Source organism: Serratia sp. HRI, from assembly GCF_010119335.3.
GTDB lineage: Bacteria > Pseudomonadota > Gammaproteobacteria > Enterobacterales > Enterobacteriaceae > Serratia > Serratia nevei.
In genome coordinates this window covers 2,679,068-2,696,616 of the sequence record NZ_CP083690.1, presented here as the reverse complement: position 1 = coordinate 2,696,616, position 17,549 = coordinate 2,679,068, and the positions used below count along the sequence as shown (strand labels likewise).

At 57.0% G+C, this 17,549-nt stretch carries 18 protein-coding genes; all 18 read left to right on the top strand.

The genetic code is table 11. The features are described 5' to 3' along the window. Window positions 1-332: 332 nt before the first annotated feature. Window positions 333-716, top strand: coding sequence for a F0F1 ATP synthase subunit I (gene atpI / locus GF111_RS12995; protein ID WP_025304739.1), 384 nt, complete (start codon window positions 333-335; stop codon window positions 714-716). 22 nt (window positions 717-738) lie between these two features. Next, window positions 739-1,515, top strand: coding sequence for a F0F1 ATP synthase subunit A (gene atpB / locus GF111_RS12990; protein WP_025304740.1), 777 nt, complete (start codon window positions 739-741; stop codon window positions 1,513-1,515). Window positions 1,516-1,564: 49 nt separating this feature from the next. Further along, a complete protein-coding gene (gene atpE, locus GF111_RS12985) occupies window positions 1,565-1,804 on the top strand; it encodes a F0F1 ATP synthase subunit C (protein ID WP_004093904.1) in 240 nt (79 codons plus the stop codon). 57 nt (window positions 1,805-1,861) lie between these two features. After that, complete coding sequence (atpF, locus tag GF111_RS12980) at window positions 1,862-2,332, top strand: F0F1 ATP synthase subunit B (protein ID WP_004933804.1); 471 nt, start codon at window positions 1,862-1,864, stop codon at window positions 2,330-2,332. A gap of 14 nt (window positions 2,333-2,346) precedes the next feature. Beyond that, window positions 2,347-2,880 carry a F0F1 ATP synthase subunit delta gene (gene atpH / locus GF111_RS12975; RefSeq protein WP_025304741.1) on the top strand — a complete coding sequence of 178 codons (534 nt, stop codon included), beginning with the start codon at window positions 2,347-2,349 and terminating at the stop codon, window positions 2,878-2,880. Window positions 2,881-2,892: 12 nt separating this feature from the next. Beyond that, window positions 2,893-4,434, top strand: coding sequence for a F0F1 ATP synthase subunit alpha (gene atpA / locus GF111_RS12970; protein WP_004933808.1), 1,542 nt, complete (start codon window positions 2,893-2,895; stop codon window positions 4,432-4,434). A 59-nt stretch (window positions 4,435-4,493) separates the two neighbouring features. Next, complete coding sequence (gene atpG, locus GF111_RS12965; protein ID WP_004933811.1) at window positions 4,494-5,357, top strand: F0F1 ATP synthase subunit gamma; 864 nt, start codon at window positions 4,494-4,496, stop codon at window positions 5,355-5,357. Window positions 5,358-5,389: 32 nt separating this feature from the next. Beyond that, window positions 5,390-6,772 carry a F0F1 ATP synthase subunit beta gene (gene atpD / locus GF111_RS12960; protein WP_004933813.1) on the top strand — a complete coding sequence of 461 codons (1,383 nt, stop codon included), beginning with the start codon at window positions 5,390-5,392 and terminating at the stop codon, window positions 6,770-6,772. Window positions 6,773-6,792: 20 nt separating this feature from the next. Further along, the gene (locus tag GF111_RS12955) at window positions 6,793-7,212 is read left to right on the top strand and encodes a F0F1 ATP synthase subunit epsilon (protein WP_004933814.1); all 420 of its coding nucleotides are present in this window, start codon (window positions 6,793-6,795) and stop codon (window positions 7,210-7,212) included. Between the two features lie 289 nt (window positions 7,213-7,501). Next, window positions 7,502-8,875: a bifunctional UDP-N-acetylglucosamine diphosphorylase/glucosamine-1-phosphate N-acetyltransferase GlmU gene (gene glmU, locus GF111_RS12950; protein ID WP_038876038.1), complete on the top strand. Its 1,374-nt coding sequence runs from the start codon at window positions 7,502-7,504 to the stop codon at window positions 8,873-8,875. A gap of 152 nt (window positions 8,876-9,027) precedes the next feature. Continuing rightward, entirely contained in the window at window positions 9,028-10,857 is a 1,830-nt protein-coding gene (gene glmS, locus GF111_RS12945) for a glutamine--fructose-6-phosphate transaminase (isomerizing) (protein ID WP_038876036.1), read from the top strand. A gap of 336 nt (window positions 10,858-11,193) precedes the next feature. Further along, window positions 11,194-12,234: a phosphate ABC transporter substrate-binding protein PstS gene (gene pstS / locus GF111_RS12940; RefSeq protein WP_038876034.1), complete on the top strand. Its 1,041-nt coding sequence runs from the start codon at window positions 11,194-11,196 to the stop codon at window positions 12,232-12,234. A gap of 91 nt (window positions 12,235-12,325) precedes the next feature. Further along, the gene (pstC, locus tag GF111_RS12935; protein ID WP_055317615.1) at window positions 12,326-13,282 is read left to right on the top strand and encodes a phosphate ABC transporter permease PstC; all 957 of its coding nucleotides are present in this window, start codon (window positions 12,326-12,328) and stop codon (window positions 13,280-13,282) included. A 1-nt stretch (window position 13,283) separates the two neighbouring features. Beyond that, window positions 13,284-14,174, top strand: coding sequence for a phosphate ABC transporter permease PstA (gene pstA / locus GF111_RS12930; protein WP_019455481.1), 891 nt, complete (start codon window positions 13,284-13,286; stop codon window positions 14,172-14,174). Between the two features lie 54 nt (window positions 14,175-14,228). Beyond that, window positions 14,229-14,999, top strand: a complete 771-nt coding sequence (gene pstB / locus GF111_RS12925; RefSeq protein WP_016929614.1) for a phosphate ABC transporter ATP-binding protein PstB — start codon at window positions 14,229-14,231, stop codon at window positions 14,997-14,999. Window positions 15,000-15,010: 11 nt separating this feature from the next. Next, the gene (gene phoU / locus GF111_RS12920; protein ID WP_016929613.1) at window positions 15,011-15,745 is read left to right on the top strand and encodes a phosphate signaling complex protein PhoU; all 735 of its coding nucleotides are present in this window, start codon (window positions 15,011-15,013) and stop codon (window positions 15,743-15,745) included. A gap of 168 nt (window positions 15,746-15,913) precedes the next feature. Further along, window positions 15,914-16,753, top strand: a complete 840-nt coding sequence (locus GF111_RS12915) for an ABC transporter substrate-binding protein (protein ID WP_019455482.1) — start codon at window positions 15,914-15,916, stop codon at window positions 16,751-16,753. An 81-nt stretch (window positions 16,754-16,834) separates the two neighbouring features. Further along, window positions 16,835-17,548 carry an amino acid ABC transporter permease gene (locus tag GF111_RS12910; protein WP_048232277.1) on the top strand — a complete coding sequence of 238 codons (714 nt, stop codon included), beginning with the start codon at window positions 16,835-16,837 and terminating at the stop codon, window positions 17,546-17,548. Window position 17,549: the final 1 nt, after the last annotated feature.

Here is a 17,549-nt window from a genome sequence, read left to right as displayed (position 1 = left end):
TTTTTTGATCGCTCAAATTGCTAAAGACGGTTTGGTTGACCATCGGCTATAAATCAGGAAGGGACATTACTGTGATCGGCTTCGCGTTTCTAAACGCAACGCTGGAATAATCAGACAATTAAATGCGCCCTATTATTCCGACCGTTTTCTTGTGAAAATAGGCTGGAATAGGGAAATTTAAATAATTGTTCACCTTTTCGCTACTTATCGATTGAATTCGTTGGTATGCCCCGTATAATTTGCTCGTTTTTTGCTGCTTGACTCAGGACAGCAAAAACAGTTGTATACGTCACTCAGCATACCCCCTCTGGGGTACGGAGAGAACAAACGTCATGTCTGTGTCCCTTTACAGCGGGAAAGTCGCACGCAAACTGCTGTTTTTGCAGTTAATGACTTTTGTTCTGATCAGCGTTGCTTTCTGGCTGAAAAGCCCGGAATGGAGCGCTTCGGCGCTGGCAGGCGGTCTCGCCGCCTGGTTGCCGAGTGCAATGTTTATGCTGTTTGCCTTGCGCCACCAGGCGCAAACGCCGGCGCCCGGTAGGGTTGCCTGGTCGTTCGCCATCGGCGAGGGGCTAAAGGTCGTGATCACCATCGTTTTGCTGATCGTGGCGCTGGGGGTGTTCAAGGCGGAGTTTATACCGCTTGGCCTGACCTATTTAGCGGTGTTAGTGGTGCAGATAGTGGCACCGGCCGTGATTAACAGTTACCGAAATTAACTAAATAAAGGGTAGAGGCATCATGTCTGCAGAGGGATACAACAGTCCACAGGAGTATATCGGTCACCACCTGACGCAGCTTCAGGTCGGGACTGGGTTTTGGTCGATTAACCTCGACTCGATGTTTTTCTCCGTCGTCCTCGGGGTTCTGTTCCTAGTTATTTTCCGCAAAGTGGCCAAAAACGCCACCAGCGGCGTGCCGGGTAAACTGCAAACCGCCGTGGAGCTGGTGGTCGGTTTCGTCGACAGCAGCGTGCGCGACATGTACCACGGCAAGAGCAAGGTCATTGCGCCGCTGGCGCTGACCGTGTTCGTCTGGGTGTTCCTGATGAACCTGATGGACCTGATTCCGGTAGACTTCCTGCCGTTCATCGGTGCTCATCTCGGTTTGCCTGCGCTGCGCGTCGTGCCTACCGCCGACGTGAACGTCACGCTGTCTATGGCGCTGGGCGTGTTTATCCTGATTCTGTTCTATAGCATCAAAATGAAAGGCGTTGGCGGGTTCGTTAAAGAGTTGACCATGCAGCCGTTCAACCACCCTGTATTCATTCCTATCAACCTGATTCTTGAAGGTGTCAGCCTGCTGTCCAAACCTGTTTCACTGGGTCTGCGACTGTTCGGCAACATGTATGCGGGTGAGTTGATCTTCATCCTGATTGCCGGCCTGTTGCCGTGGTGGTCACAGTGGGTCCTGAGCTTGCCTTGGGCTATCTTCCACATCCTGATCATTACGCTTCAAGCCTTTATTTTCATGGTTCTGACGATCGTCTATCTGTCGATGGCGTCTGAAGAGCACTGATTTTCTTAAAACACTTGCACTTTTAAACTGAAACAAACTGGAGACTGTCATGGAAAACCTGAGTATGGATCTGCTGTACATGGCTGCCGCTGTGATGATGGGTTTAGCGGCAATCGGTGCTGCGATCGGTATCGGCATCCTGGGTGGTAAATTCTTGGAAGGCGCTGCTCGTCAGCCTGACCTGATTCCTCTGCTGCGTACACAGTTCTTTATCGTTATGGGTCTGGTCGACGCCATCCCGATGATCGCTGTAGGTCTGGGTCTGTACGTGATGTTCGCCGTCGCGTAAGTAGAGTAACCCTCTACGACGTAACCAAACTATTAACTTTTAAAGAGGCATTGTGCTGTGAATCTTAACGCAACAATCCTCGGCCAGGCCATCGCGTTCGTTCTGTTTGTCTGGTTCTGCATGAAGTACGTATGGCCGCCGATCATGGCTGCCATCGAGAAACGTCAGAAAGAAATTGCTGACGGCCTCGCTTCTGCAGAGCGTGCCAAAAAAGATCTGGACTTAGCGCAAGCCAATGCGACCGACCAGCTGAAAACTGCTAAAGCAGAAGCTCAGGTGATCATCGAGCAAGCGAACAAACGCAAAGCTCAGATCATGGATGAAGCGAAAGCCGAAGCCGAGCAGGAACGTAACAAAATCGTGGCGCAGGCTCAGGCTGAGATCGAAGCCGAACGTAAGCGCGCTCGTGAAGAGTTGCGTAAGCAAGTCGCGATGCTGGCAATTGCCGGCGCCGAGAAGATCATCGAACGTTCCGTGGATGAAGCTGCTAACAGCGACATCGTTGATAAACTGGTCGCTGAACTGTAAGGAGGGAGGGGCTGATGTCTGAATTTGTAACTGTAGCTCGCCCCTACGCCAAAGCAGCTTTTGACTTTGCCGTTGAGCACCAAAGCGTAGAGCGCTGGCAGGAAATGCTGGCGTTTACTGCTGAAGTCACTCGCAATGAACAGATCTCTGAACTGCTGTCTGGCGCGGTTGCGCCAGAAACGCTGTCCAAGACGTTCATCGCGGTTTGTGGCGATCGGCTCGACGAACATGGCCAGAACTTTATCCGTGTAATGGCCGAAAATGGACGTTTACTGGTTCTTCCTGCCGTGCTGCAGCAGTTCATCGAACTGCGCGCCTCGCTGGAATCCACCGTCGAAGTCGAAGTGCTCTCTGCGAGCGCGCTGAGCGACGAACAGCAGGCGAAAATCGCCGCTGCGATGGAGAAACGTCTGTCACGCAAAGTTAAGCTGAATTGCAAAATTGACAAGTCTGTACTGGCCGGCATCGTTGTTCGCGCCGGCGATATGGTGATTGATGGCAGCGTTCGCGGTCGTCTTGAACGCCTGACAGACGTCTTGCAGTCTTAAGGGGACTGGAGCATGCAACTGAATTCCACCGAAATCAGCGAACTGATCAAGCAGCGCATTGCTCAGTTCAATGTAGTGAGCGAAGCTCACAATGAAGGTACTATCGTTTCCGTCAGCGACGGGATCATCCGCGTACACGGCCTGGCCGAAGTTATGCAGGGCGAAATGATCGCGCTGCCTGGCAACCGTTACGCAATCGCATTGAACCTGGAGCGCGACTCCGTCGGTGCCGTGGTCATGGGTCCGTACGCGGATCTGGCCGAAGGCATGAAGGTTAAATGCACCGGCCGTATCCTGGAAGTTCCAGTCGGTCGTGGTCTGCTGGGCCGCGTAGTTAACACCCTGGGCGCACCTATCGACGGCAAAGGCCCGATTGAGAACGACGGTTTCTCTCCGGTAGAAGCTATCGCGCCAGGCGTTATCGAGCGTCAGTCGGTTGATCAGCCTGTTCAGACTGGCTACAAATCCGTTGACGCCATGATTCCAATCGGCCGTGGCCAGCGTGAGCTGGTGATCGGTGACCGTCAGACCGGTAAAACCGCGCTGGCGATCGATGCGATCATCAACCAACGCGACTCCGGCATCAAATGCGTTTACGTGGCTATCGGCCAGAAAGCGTCCACCATCGCTAACGTGGTGCGCAAACTGGAAGAGCACGGCGCACTGGCCAACACCATCGTGGTGGTGGCGACCGCTTCCGAATCCGCTGCACTGCAATACCTGGCGCCATACGCCGGTTGCGCAATGGGCGAATACTTCCGTGACCGCGGTGAAGATGCGCTGATCGTGTACGATGACCTGTCCAAACAGGCCGTTGCTTACCGCCAGATTTCCCTGCTGCTTCGTCGTCCGCCAGGTCGTGAAGCTTACCCAGGCGACGTATTCTACCTGCACTCCCGCTTGCTGGAGCGTGCAGCGCGCGTTAACGCCGAATACGTTGAAGCCTTCACCAAAGGTGAAGTTAAAGGCCAAACCGGTTCACTGACCGCTCTGCCGATCATTGAAACCCAGGCGGGTGACGTTTCCGCGTTCGTTCCGACCAACGTAATCTCGATTACCGATGGTCAGATCTTCCTGGAATCCAACCTGTTCAACTCCGGTATTCGTCCGGCAGTTAACCCGGGTATCTCCGTATCCCGTGTTGGTGGCGCCGCGCAGACCAAGATCATGAAGAAACTGTCCGGTGGTATCCGTACCGCGCTGGCGCAGTATCGTGAACTGGCTGCGTTCTCCCAGTTCGCCTCCGATCTGGACGACGCGACCCGCAAACAGCTGAGCCACGGTCAGAAAGTGACCGAGCTGCTGAAACAGAAACAGTATGCGCCGATGTCGGTTGCACAACAGTCTCTGGTGCTGTTTGCCGCAGAACGCGGTTACCTGAACGACGTCGAAGTCGCCAAAGTGGTGAGCTTCGAAGCCGCGCTGGTCGCCTATGCGGACCGCGAGCACGCCGAACTGCTGAACCACATCAACCAAACTGGCAACTTCAATGATGAGATCGAGGGCAAGTTGAAAGACATCCTCGAGACCTTCAAGAAAACCCAGTCCTGGTAACGCCGAACGGTCCTGCTGTTGAAAGACAGCAGGCCGTCTGGCACTGAGGAGAAGCAGAGATGGCCGGCGCAAAAGAGATACGTAGTAAGATCGCTAGCGTGCAAAACACGCAAAAGATCACTAAAGCGATGGAAATGGTCGCCGCCTCCAAAATGCGTAAATCGCAGGATCGCATGGCGGCCAGCCGTCCTTATGCAGAGACCATGCGCAAAGTGATTGGTCACCTTGCGTTAGGGAATCTGGAGTACAAGCACCCGTACCTGGATGAGCGTGACGTTAAGCGCGTCGGGTATCTGGTGGTGTCTACTGACCGTGGTCTCTGCGGCGGCTTGAACATCAACCTGTTCAAAAAGCTGCTGGCGGAGATGAAAGCCTGGTCCGAAAAAGGCGTCGAAACCGATTTGGCGCTGATTGGCTCTAAAGCGGCCTCTTTCTTTGGTTCCGTGGGCGGCAACGTGGTTGCCCAGGTGACCGGCATGGGGGACAAACCTTCCCTGTCGGATCTGATCGGGCCGGTGAAAGTGATGCTGCAGGCCTACGACGAAGGTCGTTTGGACAAGCTGTACATTGTCAGCAACAAATTTGTTAATACGATGTCCCAAGAGCCACAGGTGCTTCAGCTGCTGCCGTTACCGCCAGCCGATGACGAAGAGCTGAAGAAAACGCCTTGGGATTACCTGTATGAACCCGATCCAAAAGTGCTGCTTGATACCTTGCTGCGCCGCTATGTGGAGTCGCAGGTTTATCAGGGCGTCGTGGAAAACCTGGCCAGCGAGCAGGCCGCACGAATGGTCGCGATGAAAGCCGCAACCGATAACGGCGGTAGCCTGATCAAAGAGCTGCAGTTGGTATACAACAAGGCGCGTCAGGCCAGCATCACTCAGGAACTCACCGAGATCGTTTCGGGAGCCTCCGCGGTTTAAGCTAGGTTTACGAATTACGTAGAGGATTCAAGATGGCTACTGGAAAGATTATCCAGGTAATCGGCGCCGTGGTGGACGTCGAGTTCCCTCAGGATGCCGTACCAAAAGTGTACGATGCCCTTGAGGTAGAAAACGGCACCGAAAAACTGGTGTTGGAAGTTCAGCAACAGCTGGGCGGTGGCGTGGTTCGCTGTATCGCAATGGGGACCTCCGACGGTCTGCGTCGCGGTCTGAAAGTGAACAACCTGGACCACCCGATTGAAGTGCCGGTGGGTAAAGCTACCCTGGGCCGTATCATGAACGTATTGGGTCAACCGATCGACATGAAAGGCGACATCGGCGAAGAAGAGCGTTGGGCGATTCACCGCGCGGCGCCAAGCTACGAAGAGCTGTCCAGCTCCCAGGAACTGCTGGAAACCGGTATCAAGGTAATGGACCTGATTTGTCCATTCGCCAAGGGCGGTAAAGTCGGTCTGTTCGGCGGTGCGGGCGTGGGTAAAACCGTAAACATGATGGAGCTGATCCGTAACATCGCGATCGAGCACTCCGGTTATTCCGTGTTTGCGGGCGTGGGCGAGCGTACTCGTGAGGGTAACGACTTCTACCACGAAATGACCGACTCCAACGTTCTGGACAAAGTATCCCTGGTTTACGGCCAGATGAACGAGCCACCAGGTAACCGTCTGCGCGTTGCGTTGACCGGTCTGACCATGGCGGAGAAGTTCCGTGACGAAGGCCGTGACGTTCTGCTGTTCGTTGACAACATCTACCGTTACACCCTGGCCGGTACCGAAGTGTCCGCACTTCTGGGCCGTATGCCATCCGCGGTAGGTTATCAGCCAACGCTGGCGGAAGAGATGGGCGTTCTGCAAGAACGTATCACCTCGACCAAGACCGGTTCCATCACTTCCGTACAGGCCGTTTACGTTCCTGCGGATGACTTGACTGACCCGTCACCAGCCACCACCTTTGCGCACTTGGACGCAACCGTGGTACTGAGCCGTAACATCGCTTCTCTGGGTATCTACCCGGCCGTTGACCCGCTGGATTCTACCAGCCGTCAGCTGGATCCGCTGGTTGTTGGCCAGGAGCACTACGACGTAGCGCGTGGCGTGCAGTCCATTCTGCAACGCTACCAGGAACTGAAAGATATCATCGCGATCCTGGGTATGGACGAGCTGTCTGAAGAAGACAAACTGGTCGTATCCCGTGCGCGTAAGATCCAACGCTTCCTGTCTCAGCCGTTCTTCGTGGCAGAAGTCTTCACCGGTTCTCCGGGCAAGTTCGTATCGCTGAAAGACACCATCCGTGGTTTCAAAGGCATTATGGACGGCGACTATGACCACCTGCCGGAGCAGGCGTTCTACATGGTTGGCACCATTGAAGAAGCAGTGGAAAAAGCCAAGAAACTGTAACGCCTTGAGAGGAGGGTGATATGGCTATGACTTACCATCTGGATGTAGTCAGCGCGGAAAAACAGATGTTTTCCGGCCTGGTGCAGAAGATCCAGGTGACAGGCAGCGAAGGTGAACTGGGGATCTTCCCTGGCCATGCGCCGCTGCTGACTGCCATCAAGCCTGGCATGGTGCGTATTGTTAAGCAGCACGGTGAAGAAGAGTTCATCTACCTGTCCGGCGGCATCCTAGAGGTGCAGCCGAGCGTGGTTACCGTGCTGGCGGACACTGCTATCCGTGGTACTGACCTCGACGAAGCGAGAGCGTTGGAAGCTAAGCGTAAAGCTGAAGAACACATTCGCAGCTCTCATGGCGATGTCGACTATGCTCAGGCATCCGCTGAACTGGCGAAAGCGATCGCAAAACTGCGCGTTATCGAGCTCACCAGAAAAGCGATGTAATGTTTGGGTGCCTGGCACCCAACTTTAAGAAAGCGGCCTATAGGGTCGCTTTTTTTTACTTTAAAATAAGCATTTCAGCCCGGCGGACAGTGTGGTGTATAACCCCTGATATCGGGAAATAAACGTCGCCGATCGCCGACAGTTTTTTCGTCCCGACGCCGAATTGGCCGCAATAGCGGCAGGCCTAGGCCCACGCGGTCTGCGCCGGGTTCGTGCAGAGAAATATGTAGTAATATCGTCGCTAAACGGTTTTACTTTCGTCTATCAAAATGGAGTTATCAGGTTGCTTATGTCGAACAGCGCAATGAGCGTGGTTATCCTCGCCGCGGGCAAGGGTACGCGCATGTATTCCGATCTTCCCAAAGTGTTGCATCCGTTGGCCGGCAAGCCGATGGTGCAACACGTCATTGATGCCGCGATGAAACTGGGCGCGCAACATGTTCACCTGGTATACGGCCACGGCGGCGATCTGCTGAAGAGTACGTTGACTGACGGCGCGCTGAACTGGGTGCTGCAGGCCGAGCAATTGGGTACCGGCCATGCGATGCAGCAGGCCGCGCCGCACTTTGCCGACGATGAAGACGTGCTGATGCTGTACGGCGACGTGCCGTTGATCTCCGTGGATACGCTGCAACGCCTGCTGGCGGCCAAGCCGCAGGGCGGCATCGGGCTGCTGACGGTCAAGCTGGACGATCCGAGCGGTTACGGCCGTATCGTGCGCGAGCAGGGCAACGTGGTGGGCATCGTGGAACACAAGGACGCCAGCGAGGCGCAGCGCCAGATTAACGAGATCAATACCGGCATCCTGGTGGCGAACGGGCGCGATCTGAAGCGCTGGCTGGGGATGTTGAATAACGACAACGCACAGGGTGAGTTCTATATCACCGATATCATTGCGTTGGCCCATGCCGACGGCAAGAAAATCGAAACCGTGCACCCGTCGCGTTTGAGCGAAGTGGAAGGCGTAAACAACCGCCTGCAGCTGGCGACCCTGGAGCGCGTATTCCAGTCGGAACAGTCTGAAAAACTGCTGTTGGCCGGCGTGATGTTGCTGGATCCGGCGCGTTTCGATCTGCGTGGGGAACTTGTTCACGGCCGCGACATCACTATTGATGCGAATGTGATTATCGAAGGTCACGTCAAGCTGGGTGACCGGGTGAAAATCGGCGCCGGCTGCGTGCTGAAAAACTGCGTGATTGGCGATGACTGCGAGATCAGCCCTTACAGCGTGCTGGAAGACAGCGTGCTGGAAGCCGACTGCACCGTGGGGCCGTTTGCCCGCCTGCGCCCAGGCGCGGAGCTGGCGGCAGGGGCTCATGTCGGCAACTTCGTGGAAATGAAAAAGGCGCGTCTGGGCAAAGGCTCCAAGGCCGGCCACCTCAGCTACCTGGGCGATGCCGAAATTGGCGATGACGTGAATATCGGCGCCGGCACCATCACCTGCAACTACGATGGTGCCAACAAGCACAAGACGGTGATCGGCGACGGCGTATTCGTCGGTTCCGATACTCAGCTGGTGGCACCGGTGTCGGTCGGTAAAGGCTCCACCATCGCCGCCGGCACGACGGTGACGCGCGATATCGCCGAGAACGAACTGGTGCTGAGCCGTGTCAAGCAGGTGCACATTCAGGGCTGGCAACGTCCGGTGAAGAAGAAGTCATAGTGTGTTTTGTGTTGGGCTCCGTTCACGAGCCCAATACAAAACATAATAACCCCCACCATCTACAGGCTCGGGGGGCGCACGGTAAAAACCGGCAAAAATCAGGTCAAGGCATCGAAAGCGTCCATGAAGGGCGTTCATTAGGAATATAACTGATGTGTGGAATTGTAGGCGCAGTAGCGCAACGTGATATCGCAGAAATCCTGTTGGAAGGTTTACGTCGTCTTGAGTACCGCGGTTATGACTCCGCCGGTCTGGCGGTGGTCGACGAAAAAGGCAACGTCAGTCGTCTGCGTCGCGTAGGCAAGGTGCAAAAACTGGCCGAAGCGGCGGAGCAGACCGATCTGCACGGCGGTACCGGCATCGCTCACACCCGTTGGGCAACGCACGGTGAACCGACCGAGGCGAACGCGCACCCGCATGTTTCCGACTACATTACCGTGGTGCATAACGGCATCATCGAAAACCACGAACCGCTGCGCGAACTGCTGATCGAACGCGGTTATCGCTTCAGCTCCGAAACCGACACCGAAGTGATTGCGCACCTGGTGCACTGGGAACAACAGCAAGGCGGTACGCTGCTGGAAGTGGTTCAGCGCGTGATCCCACAACTGCGCGGCGCTTACGGCACTGTGGTGATGGACAGCCGCGATCCTAGCGTATTGGTCGCTGCGCGCTCCGGCAGCCCGTTGGTTATCGGCCGCGGCGTCGGGGAAAACTTCATCGCTTCCGATCAACTGGCGCTGCTGCCGGTCACCCGCCGCTTCATCTTCCTGGAAGAAGGCGACGTGGTGGAAGTGACTCGCCGCACCGTCAACATCTTCGACAAGCAGGGCAACGCCATCGAGCGCCCTGAGATCGAATCCCAGGTGCAGTATGACGCCGGCGACAAGGGCGCTTACCGGCACTACATGCAAAAAGAGATCTACGAACAGCCGCAGGCGCTGAAAAACACCCTGGAAGGGCGTTTCAGCCATGGCCAAATCAACCTGAGCGAGCTGGGCTCGCGCGCCGATGAGCTGTTGGCCAAGGTGCAGCACGTGCAGATTATCGCCTGTGGCACTTCTTACCACTCAGGTATGGTGGCGCGTTATTGGTTCGAAGCGCTGGTCGGCGTGCCGTGCGACGTCGAGATCGCCTCCGAGTTCCGTTACCGCAAATCGGCGGTGCGTCCGGGCAGCCTGATCATCACCCTGTCGCAGTCAGGCGAAACCGCCGATACCCTGGCGGCGCTGCGCCTGTCCAAAGAGCTGGGTTATCTCGGTTCGCTGGCCGTTTGTAACGTTGCGGGCTCTTCGCTGGTGCGCGAATCCGATCTGGCCTTGATGACCAAGGCCGGCACGGAAATCGGCGTAGCCTCGACCAAGGCCTTCACCACGCAGCTCACCGTGCTGTTGATGCTGGTGGCGCGCCTGGGCCGCCTGAAAGGCATGGCGGAAAGCGTGGAGCAGGAGATCGTGCACGGCCTGCAGGCGCTGCCGGCGCGCATCGAGCAGATGCTGTCGATGGATAAAGAGATCGAAGCGCTGGCGGAAGGCTTCTCCGACAAGCACCATGCGTTGTTCCTCGGCCGCGGCGATCAGTATCCGATCGCCATGGAAGGGGCGCTGAAGTTGAAAGAGATCTCCTATATTCATGCCGAAGCTTATGCGGCGGGCGAGCTGAAACACGGCCCGCTGGCGCTGATCGACGCCGATATGCCGGTGATTGTGGTGGCGCCGAACAACGAACTGCTGGAAAAGCTGAAGTCCAACATTGAAGAAGTGCGCGCGCGCGGCGGCCAGCTGTATGTGTTCGCCGATCAGGGCGCCGGCTTCGTCAGCAGCGAAGGCATGACCATCATTCCTCTGCCGCACGTCGAGGACATCGTGGCGCCGATCTTCTACACCGTGCCGTTGCAGCTGCTGTCTTACCACGTGGCGCTGATCAAAGGCACCGACGTTGACCAGCCGCGCAACCTGGCGAAGTCTGTCACCGTAGAGTAATCTGCCGCAGGTAAACTGCAAAAGCCGGCCTTAGCGCCGGCTTTTTTCATGAGCAACGCGAAAGATGACAGCGGCGCCGATTCAGGGATAAACGTTGTCATATTCAAGCGGATAGGGCGTGGACAAACGGTTTTTTTATTGCTTGGCAATTGCGCTGTTTTTGATTTAACGAATTGATTTTTATATAAAACATCACCACTCAAATGCACTGTAATATAACTGTCATATTACGTACATTTTTCTGTCACCAAACTGTCCTATTTTCCCTCCTGCAGCAATACTTACTCTGATTAAAACGACTCGAAGTCGCTTTTAAATATCCCATTAGGAGGGATTATGAAACTGATGCGTACCACCGTCGCCAGTATTGTGGCAGCGACCTTCTCCCTGACCGCCGTGTCCGCGTTCGCTGCTGCCAGCCTGACCGGTGCAGGTGCGACATTCCCCGCTCCGGTTTACGCCAAGTGGGCAGATTCTTATCAGAAAGAAACCGGCAACAAAGTTAACTATCAGGGCATCGGCTCCTCTGGCGGCGTGAAGCAAATCGTGGCCAACACCGTTGACTTTGGCGCCTCCGACGCCCCGCTGTCTGACGACAAGCTGGCGGCCGACGGCCTGTTCCAGTTCCCGACCGTGATTGGCGGCGTGGTGCTGGCCGTGAATATCCCGGGCATTAAATCCGGCGAACTGACTCTGGACGGTAAAACCCTGGGCGATATCTACCTGGGCAACGTCAAAAAATGGAACGACCCGGCTATCACCAAGCTGAACCCAGGCGTGAAACTGCCTGACCAGAACATCGCCGTGGTGCGCCGCGCCGATGGTTCCGGCACCTCGTTCGTGTTCACCAGCTACTTGTCCAAGGCCAACGCGCAGTGGAAAGAAAAGATTGGCGCCGGTTCTACCGTTAACTGGCCGACCGGTCTGGGCGGCAAAGGCAACGACGGCATCGCCGCCTTCGTTCAGCGTCTGCCAGGCTCTATTGGCTACGTAGAATACGCTTACGCCAAGCAGAACAACCTGGCTTACACCAAGCTGGTTTCCGCCGACGGCAAACCGGTCAGCCCGACTGAAGAGAGCTTCAGCAACGCGGCCAAAGGCGTGGATTGGAGCAAGACCTTCGCTCAGGATCTGACTGACCAGAAAGGCGACAACGTGTGGCCAATCACCTCCACCACCTTCATCCTGGTGCACAAAGAGCAGAAAAACCCTGCTCAGGGCGCCGAAGTGCTGAAGTTCTTCGACTGGGCTTACAAAACCGGCGGCAAACAGGCTAACGAGCTGGATTACGCCACCCTGCCGAAAGAAGTGGTTGAGCAGGTGCGTGCGGCCTGGAAAACCAACGTAAAAGACAGTTCAGGTAAAGCGCTGTACTAACAACGCAGGGGCGCGGGTTCGCCGCGCCCCACACAGTTCTTCAGGCTCCGATCCCGGTTGGGGCTGCCAGGGTTCAAACAGAGAGTAATCTATGGCTGAGTACAAGCCGACCATCAAAGCACCGGGCAAAAACGGTGACGTCATTTTCAGCGCGCTGGTGAGACTGGCGGCGCTGATTACCCTATTGTTGCTGGGCGGCATTATCGTTTCGCTGATCTTCGCCTCCTGGCCAAGCATGCAGAAATTCGGCTTCGCTTTCCTGTGGACCAAAGAGTGGGACGCGCCGGCGGAGCAGTTCGGCGCGCTGGTGCCGATCTACGGCACCGTGGTCACCTCGCTTATCGCGCTGATCATCGCCGTGCCGGTGAGCTTCGGCATCGCGCTGTTCCTGACCGAACTGGCGCCGAACTGGTTGAAGCGACCGCTGGGCATCGCCATTGAGCTGCTGGCGGCCATCCCGAGCATCGTCTACGGCATGTGGGGCCTGTTCGTGTTCGCCCCGCTGTTCGCCGAATATTTCCAGACGCCGGTGGGCGAAGTGCTGTCGGGCATTCCGATCGTCGGCGAGCTGTTCTCCGGCCCGGCCTTTGGCATCGGCATCCTGGCCGCCGGGGTGATCTTGGCGATCATGATCATTCCTTACATCGCCGCGGTCATGCGCGACGTGTTCGAACAGACGCCGGTGATGATGAAAGAGTCGGCCTACGGCATCGGCTGCACCACCTGGGAAGTCATCTGGCGCATCGTGCTGCCGTTCACCAAAAACGGCGTCATCGGCGGCGTGATGTTGGGCCTGGGCCGCGCGCTGGGGGAAACCATGGCGGTGACCTTTATCATCGGTAACACCTACCAGCTCGACAGCGCTTCGCTGTACATGCCGGGCAACAGTATCACCTCGGCGCTGGCCAACGAATTCGCCGAAGCCGAGTCCGGCGTGCACACCGCCGCGTTGATGGAGCTGGGTCTGATTCTGTTTGTTATCACCTTTATCGTGCTGGCGCTGTCGAAACTGATGATCATGCGTCTGGCCAAGAATGAGGGGCGTTAACATGGCGACGATGGATATGCAAAACGCAGTCGTTCTGGCGGAAAGCCGCCGCAAAATGCAGGCCTGGCGCCGGCAGAAAAACCGCCTCGCGCTGTTCCTGTCGATGGCGACCATGGCGTTCGGGCTGTTCTGGTTGATCTGGATCCTGATTGCCACCGTCACCAAAGGCTTCGACGGTATGTCGCTGGCGCTGTTCACCGAAATGACCCCGCCGCCGAATACCGCGGGCGGCGGCTTGGCCAACGCCATCGCCGGCAGCGGCCTGTTGATCCTGTGGGCGACCATCTTCGGTACGCCGCTGGGCATCATGGCCGGCATCTACCTGGCGGAATACGGCCGTAAATCCTGGCTGGCGGAAGTGATCCGCTTTATCAACGATATCCTGCTGTCCGCACCGTCGATCGTGGTGGGCCTGTTCGTTTACACCATCGTGGTGGCGAAGATGGAACACTTCTCCGGCTGGGCCGGCATCGTGGCGCTGGCGCTGCTGCAGGTGCCGATCGTCATTCGCACCACCGAAAACATGCTGAAGCTGGTACCGGATACGCTGCGCGAGGCCGCGTACGCCCTGGGTACGCCGAAATGGCGCATGATTTCCGCCATCACGCTGAAGGCGTCGGTGTCCGGCATCATCACCGGCGTGCTGCTGGCGATTGCGCGCATCGCGGGGGAAACCGCACCGCTGCTGTTCACCTCGCTGTCGAACCAGTTCTGGAGCACCGACCTGATGCAGCCGATCGCCAACCTGCCGGTGACCATCTTCAAATTCGCCATGAGCCCGTTCGCCGAATGGCAACAGCTGGCCTGGGCCGGGGTGCTGTTGATCACCCTGTGCGTACTGTTACTGAATATCCTGGCGCGCGTGATTTTCGCCAAGAAAAAGCATTCATAAAATTTTGAGCGCCGCTTTGGCGGCGCTGATGAAAAGAGAGAAGTCTTGATGAGTATGGTTACTGACGCTTCCAGCAGCAAAATTCAGGTACGCGATCTGAACTTCTACTACGGCAAATTCCATGCGCTGAAGAACATCACGCTGGATATCGCCAAGAACAAGGTCACCGCGTTTATCGGCCCGTCCGGCTGCGGCAAATCCACCCTGCTGCGCACCTTCAACAAGATGTATCAGCTGTACCCGGAACAGCGTGCGGAAGGCGGCATCCTGCTGGACGGCCAGAACATCCTGACCGACAACTCGGATATCGCGCTGCTGCGCGCCAAGGTCGGCATGGTGTTCCAGAAGCCGACGCCGTTCCCGATGTCGATTTACGACAACATCGCCTTCGGCGTTCGCCTGTTTGAAAAGCTGTCGCGCGCCGATATGGACGAGCGCGTGCAGTGGGCGCTGACCAAGGCGGCGCTGTGGAACGAAACCAAGGACAAGCTGCACCAGAGCGGCTACAGCCTCTCCGGCGGCCAGCAGCAGCGTCTGTGCATCGCCCGCGGTATCGCCATTCGTCCGGAAGTGCTGTTGCTGGATGAGCCTTGCTCGGCGCTGGATCCGATCTCCACCGGCAAGATTGAAGAGCTGATCAGCGAGCTGAAGGCCGACTACACCGTGGTGATCGTGACGCACAATATGCAGCAGGCGGCGCGCTGCTCCGACTCTACCGCATTTATGTATCTGGGCGAGCTGATCGAGTTCAGTGATACTGATAACCTGTTCACTGCGCCGCAGAAAAAGCAGACTGAAGACTACATCACTGGCCGTTATGGTTGATAGGAAGCATCATGGATAACCTGAATTTAAATAAACACATTTCCGGCCAGTTCAACGCAGAGCTTGAGCATATCCGCACCCAGGTGCTGACCATGGGAGGGCTGGTGGAGCAGCAGCTGACCGACGCCATCACCGCGATGCACAATCAGGATGGCGAGCTGGCCAAGCGCGTGATCGAAGGCGACGCCAAGGTCAACATGATGGAAGTGGCGATCGACGAAGCCTGCGTGCGCATCATCGCCAAGCGTCAGCCGACCGCCAGCGATCTGCGCCTGGTGATGGCGATCATCAAAACCATTTCCGAGCTGGAACGCATTGGCGACGTGGCGGACAAAATCTGCCGCACCGCGCTGGAAAAGTTCTCGCACCAGCACCAGCCGCTGCTGGTCAGTCTGGAATCGCTGGGGCGCCACACCGTGCAGATGCTGCACGACGTGCTGGACGCGTTTGCGCGCATGGATCTGGACGAGGCGATCCGTATTTACCGCGAAGATAAAAAGGTCGACCAGGAATATGAAGGCATCGTGCGTCAGCTGATGACCTACATGATGGAAGACTCACGCACCATTCCCAGCGTGCTGACCGCGCTGTTCTGCGCCCGTTCTATCGAGCGCATCGGCGACCGCTGTCAGAACATCTGCGAATTTATCTTCTATTTCGTCAAAGGGCAGGACTTCCGTCATTTGGGCGGCGACGCCCTGGAAAAGCTGCTCTCTCCGGGCGGTAAAGACGAAAAAGCCGACTAACCCTTTCCGGGTAATATCCTTCAAAGGCGCGGTTTCCCGCGCCTTTATTCCATCTTAAGCGCGTAAAGATAAAAAGGTTATAAACATAGCTTTTTATATTATTTCCTGACCTATGTGGCGCTTGCTAGCTTATCCGCCAGCAGGACATCAATCACTTAGGAGCTTTCTATGAAACATCGCGCTTTGGCCTTAACGTTGTTAGCCAGTCTGACTGGTCTCGCCGCCGGCGCCGCGCACGCGGACAAACTTGACGATATCAAGCAAGCCGGCGTGGTGCGTATCGCGGTGTTCGACAGCAACCCGCCGTTCGGCTACATCGACCCGCAGAGCAAGAAGCTGGTGGGTTACGATGTGGACGTTGCCGATGCGATCGGTAAAGCGCTGGGCGTGAAAGTTGAGCTACGCGCCACCAACCCGGCCAACCGCATTCCGCTGCTGGTGTCGAAGAAGGTTGACCTGATCGCCGCCAACTTCACCATTACCGACGAGCGCGCCAAGGAAGTGAACTTCAGCGTGCCGTACTTCGCCACCGGCCAGAAATTCATCGCCCGCAAAGGCGTGCTGAAAACCCCGGAAGACATCAAGAAGCTGCGCATCGGCGCGGATAAGGGCACGGTGCAGGAAATCACCCTGCGCGAGCGTTTCCCGACGGCGAAAGTGATCTCTTACGATGACACCCCGCTGGCGTTTGTGGCGCTGCGTAACGGCAACGTGCAGGCGATCACTCAGGACGACGCCAAGCTGGTCGGCCTGCTCGGTAACCTGCCGGCGGCGCAGAAGGCGGAATTTGAAATTTCGCCGTTCAGCCTGACCAAAGAGTACCAGGGCGTCGGCATTCCCAAGGGCGAAGATCGCCTGACCGCCGCGGTGAACGAGACGTTGATCAAACTGGAAAAAGACGGCGAAGCGGTTAAGATTTACGATCGCTGGTTCGGGCCGGAAACCCAATCCGCTCAACCGCGCGGCGATTTCAAAATCGCGCCTTTGGATCAGCAACCAAAAGCCTGACTTAACCGCTTGCGGTGAGATAGGCACGGAGGGGCGCAGCTTGCTGCGCCCCTGATGCATTCTGCAAGACAAGGATTGAACATGAACCTGGACTGGCTGCTGGCGCCGCAATATCTGAGCTGGCTGTGGCACGGTTTTCTGCTGACGCTGTGGCTTTCCGCCTGCGCGGGGCTGGCGGCTACATTGCTGGGCTTTGTGCTGGCGGCGATGCGCGACAGCAGCCTGCGGCCGTTGCGCTGGCTGGCGGTGGGGTACAGCTCGCTGTTTCGCAATACGCCGCTGCTGGTGCAGCTGTTCTTTTGGTATTTCGCCGCCGGGCAGATCCTGCCGTCCGCCGCCATGCAGTGGCTGAACAGCGCCCATCAGGTTGGCCCGCTTGAGTGGCCGTCGTTCGAGTTTCTCGCCGGTTTCTTCGGCCTGACGCTCTACTCCACCGCCTTTATCGCCGAAGAGATCCGCTCCGGCATTCGCGGCGTCGCCGGCGGGCAGAAATATGCCGCTCAGGCGCTGGGGCTGACCGGCTGGCAGGCGATGCGCTACGTGGTGCTGCCGCAGGCGTTGAAAATCGCGCTGCCGCCGCTGCTGGGCCAATACATGAACGTGATCAAGAACTCGTCGCTGACCATGGCGATCGGCGTGGCCGAACTCTCTTACGCCTCGCGTCAGGTCGAAACCGAAACCCTGCGCACTTTCCAGGCGTTCGGCGTGGCGACGGTGCTGTATATCGCCATCATCGCGCTGCTGGAAGGCTGGGGCATGTGGCGCCAACAGCGTAAACCGCTGGGAGGACATTGAG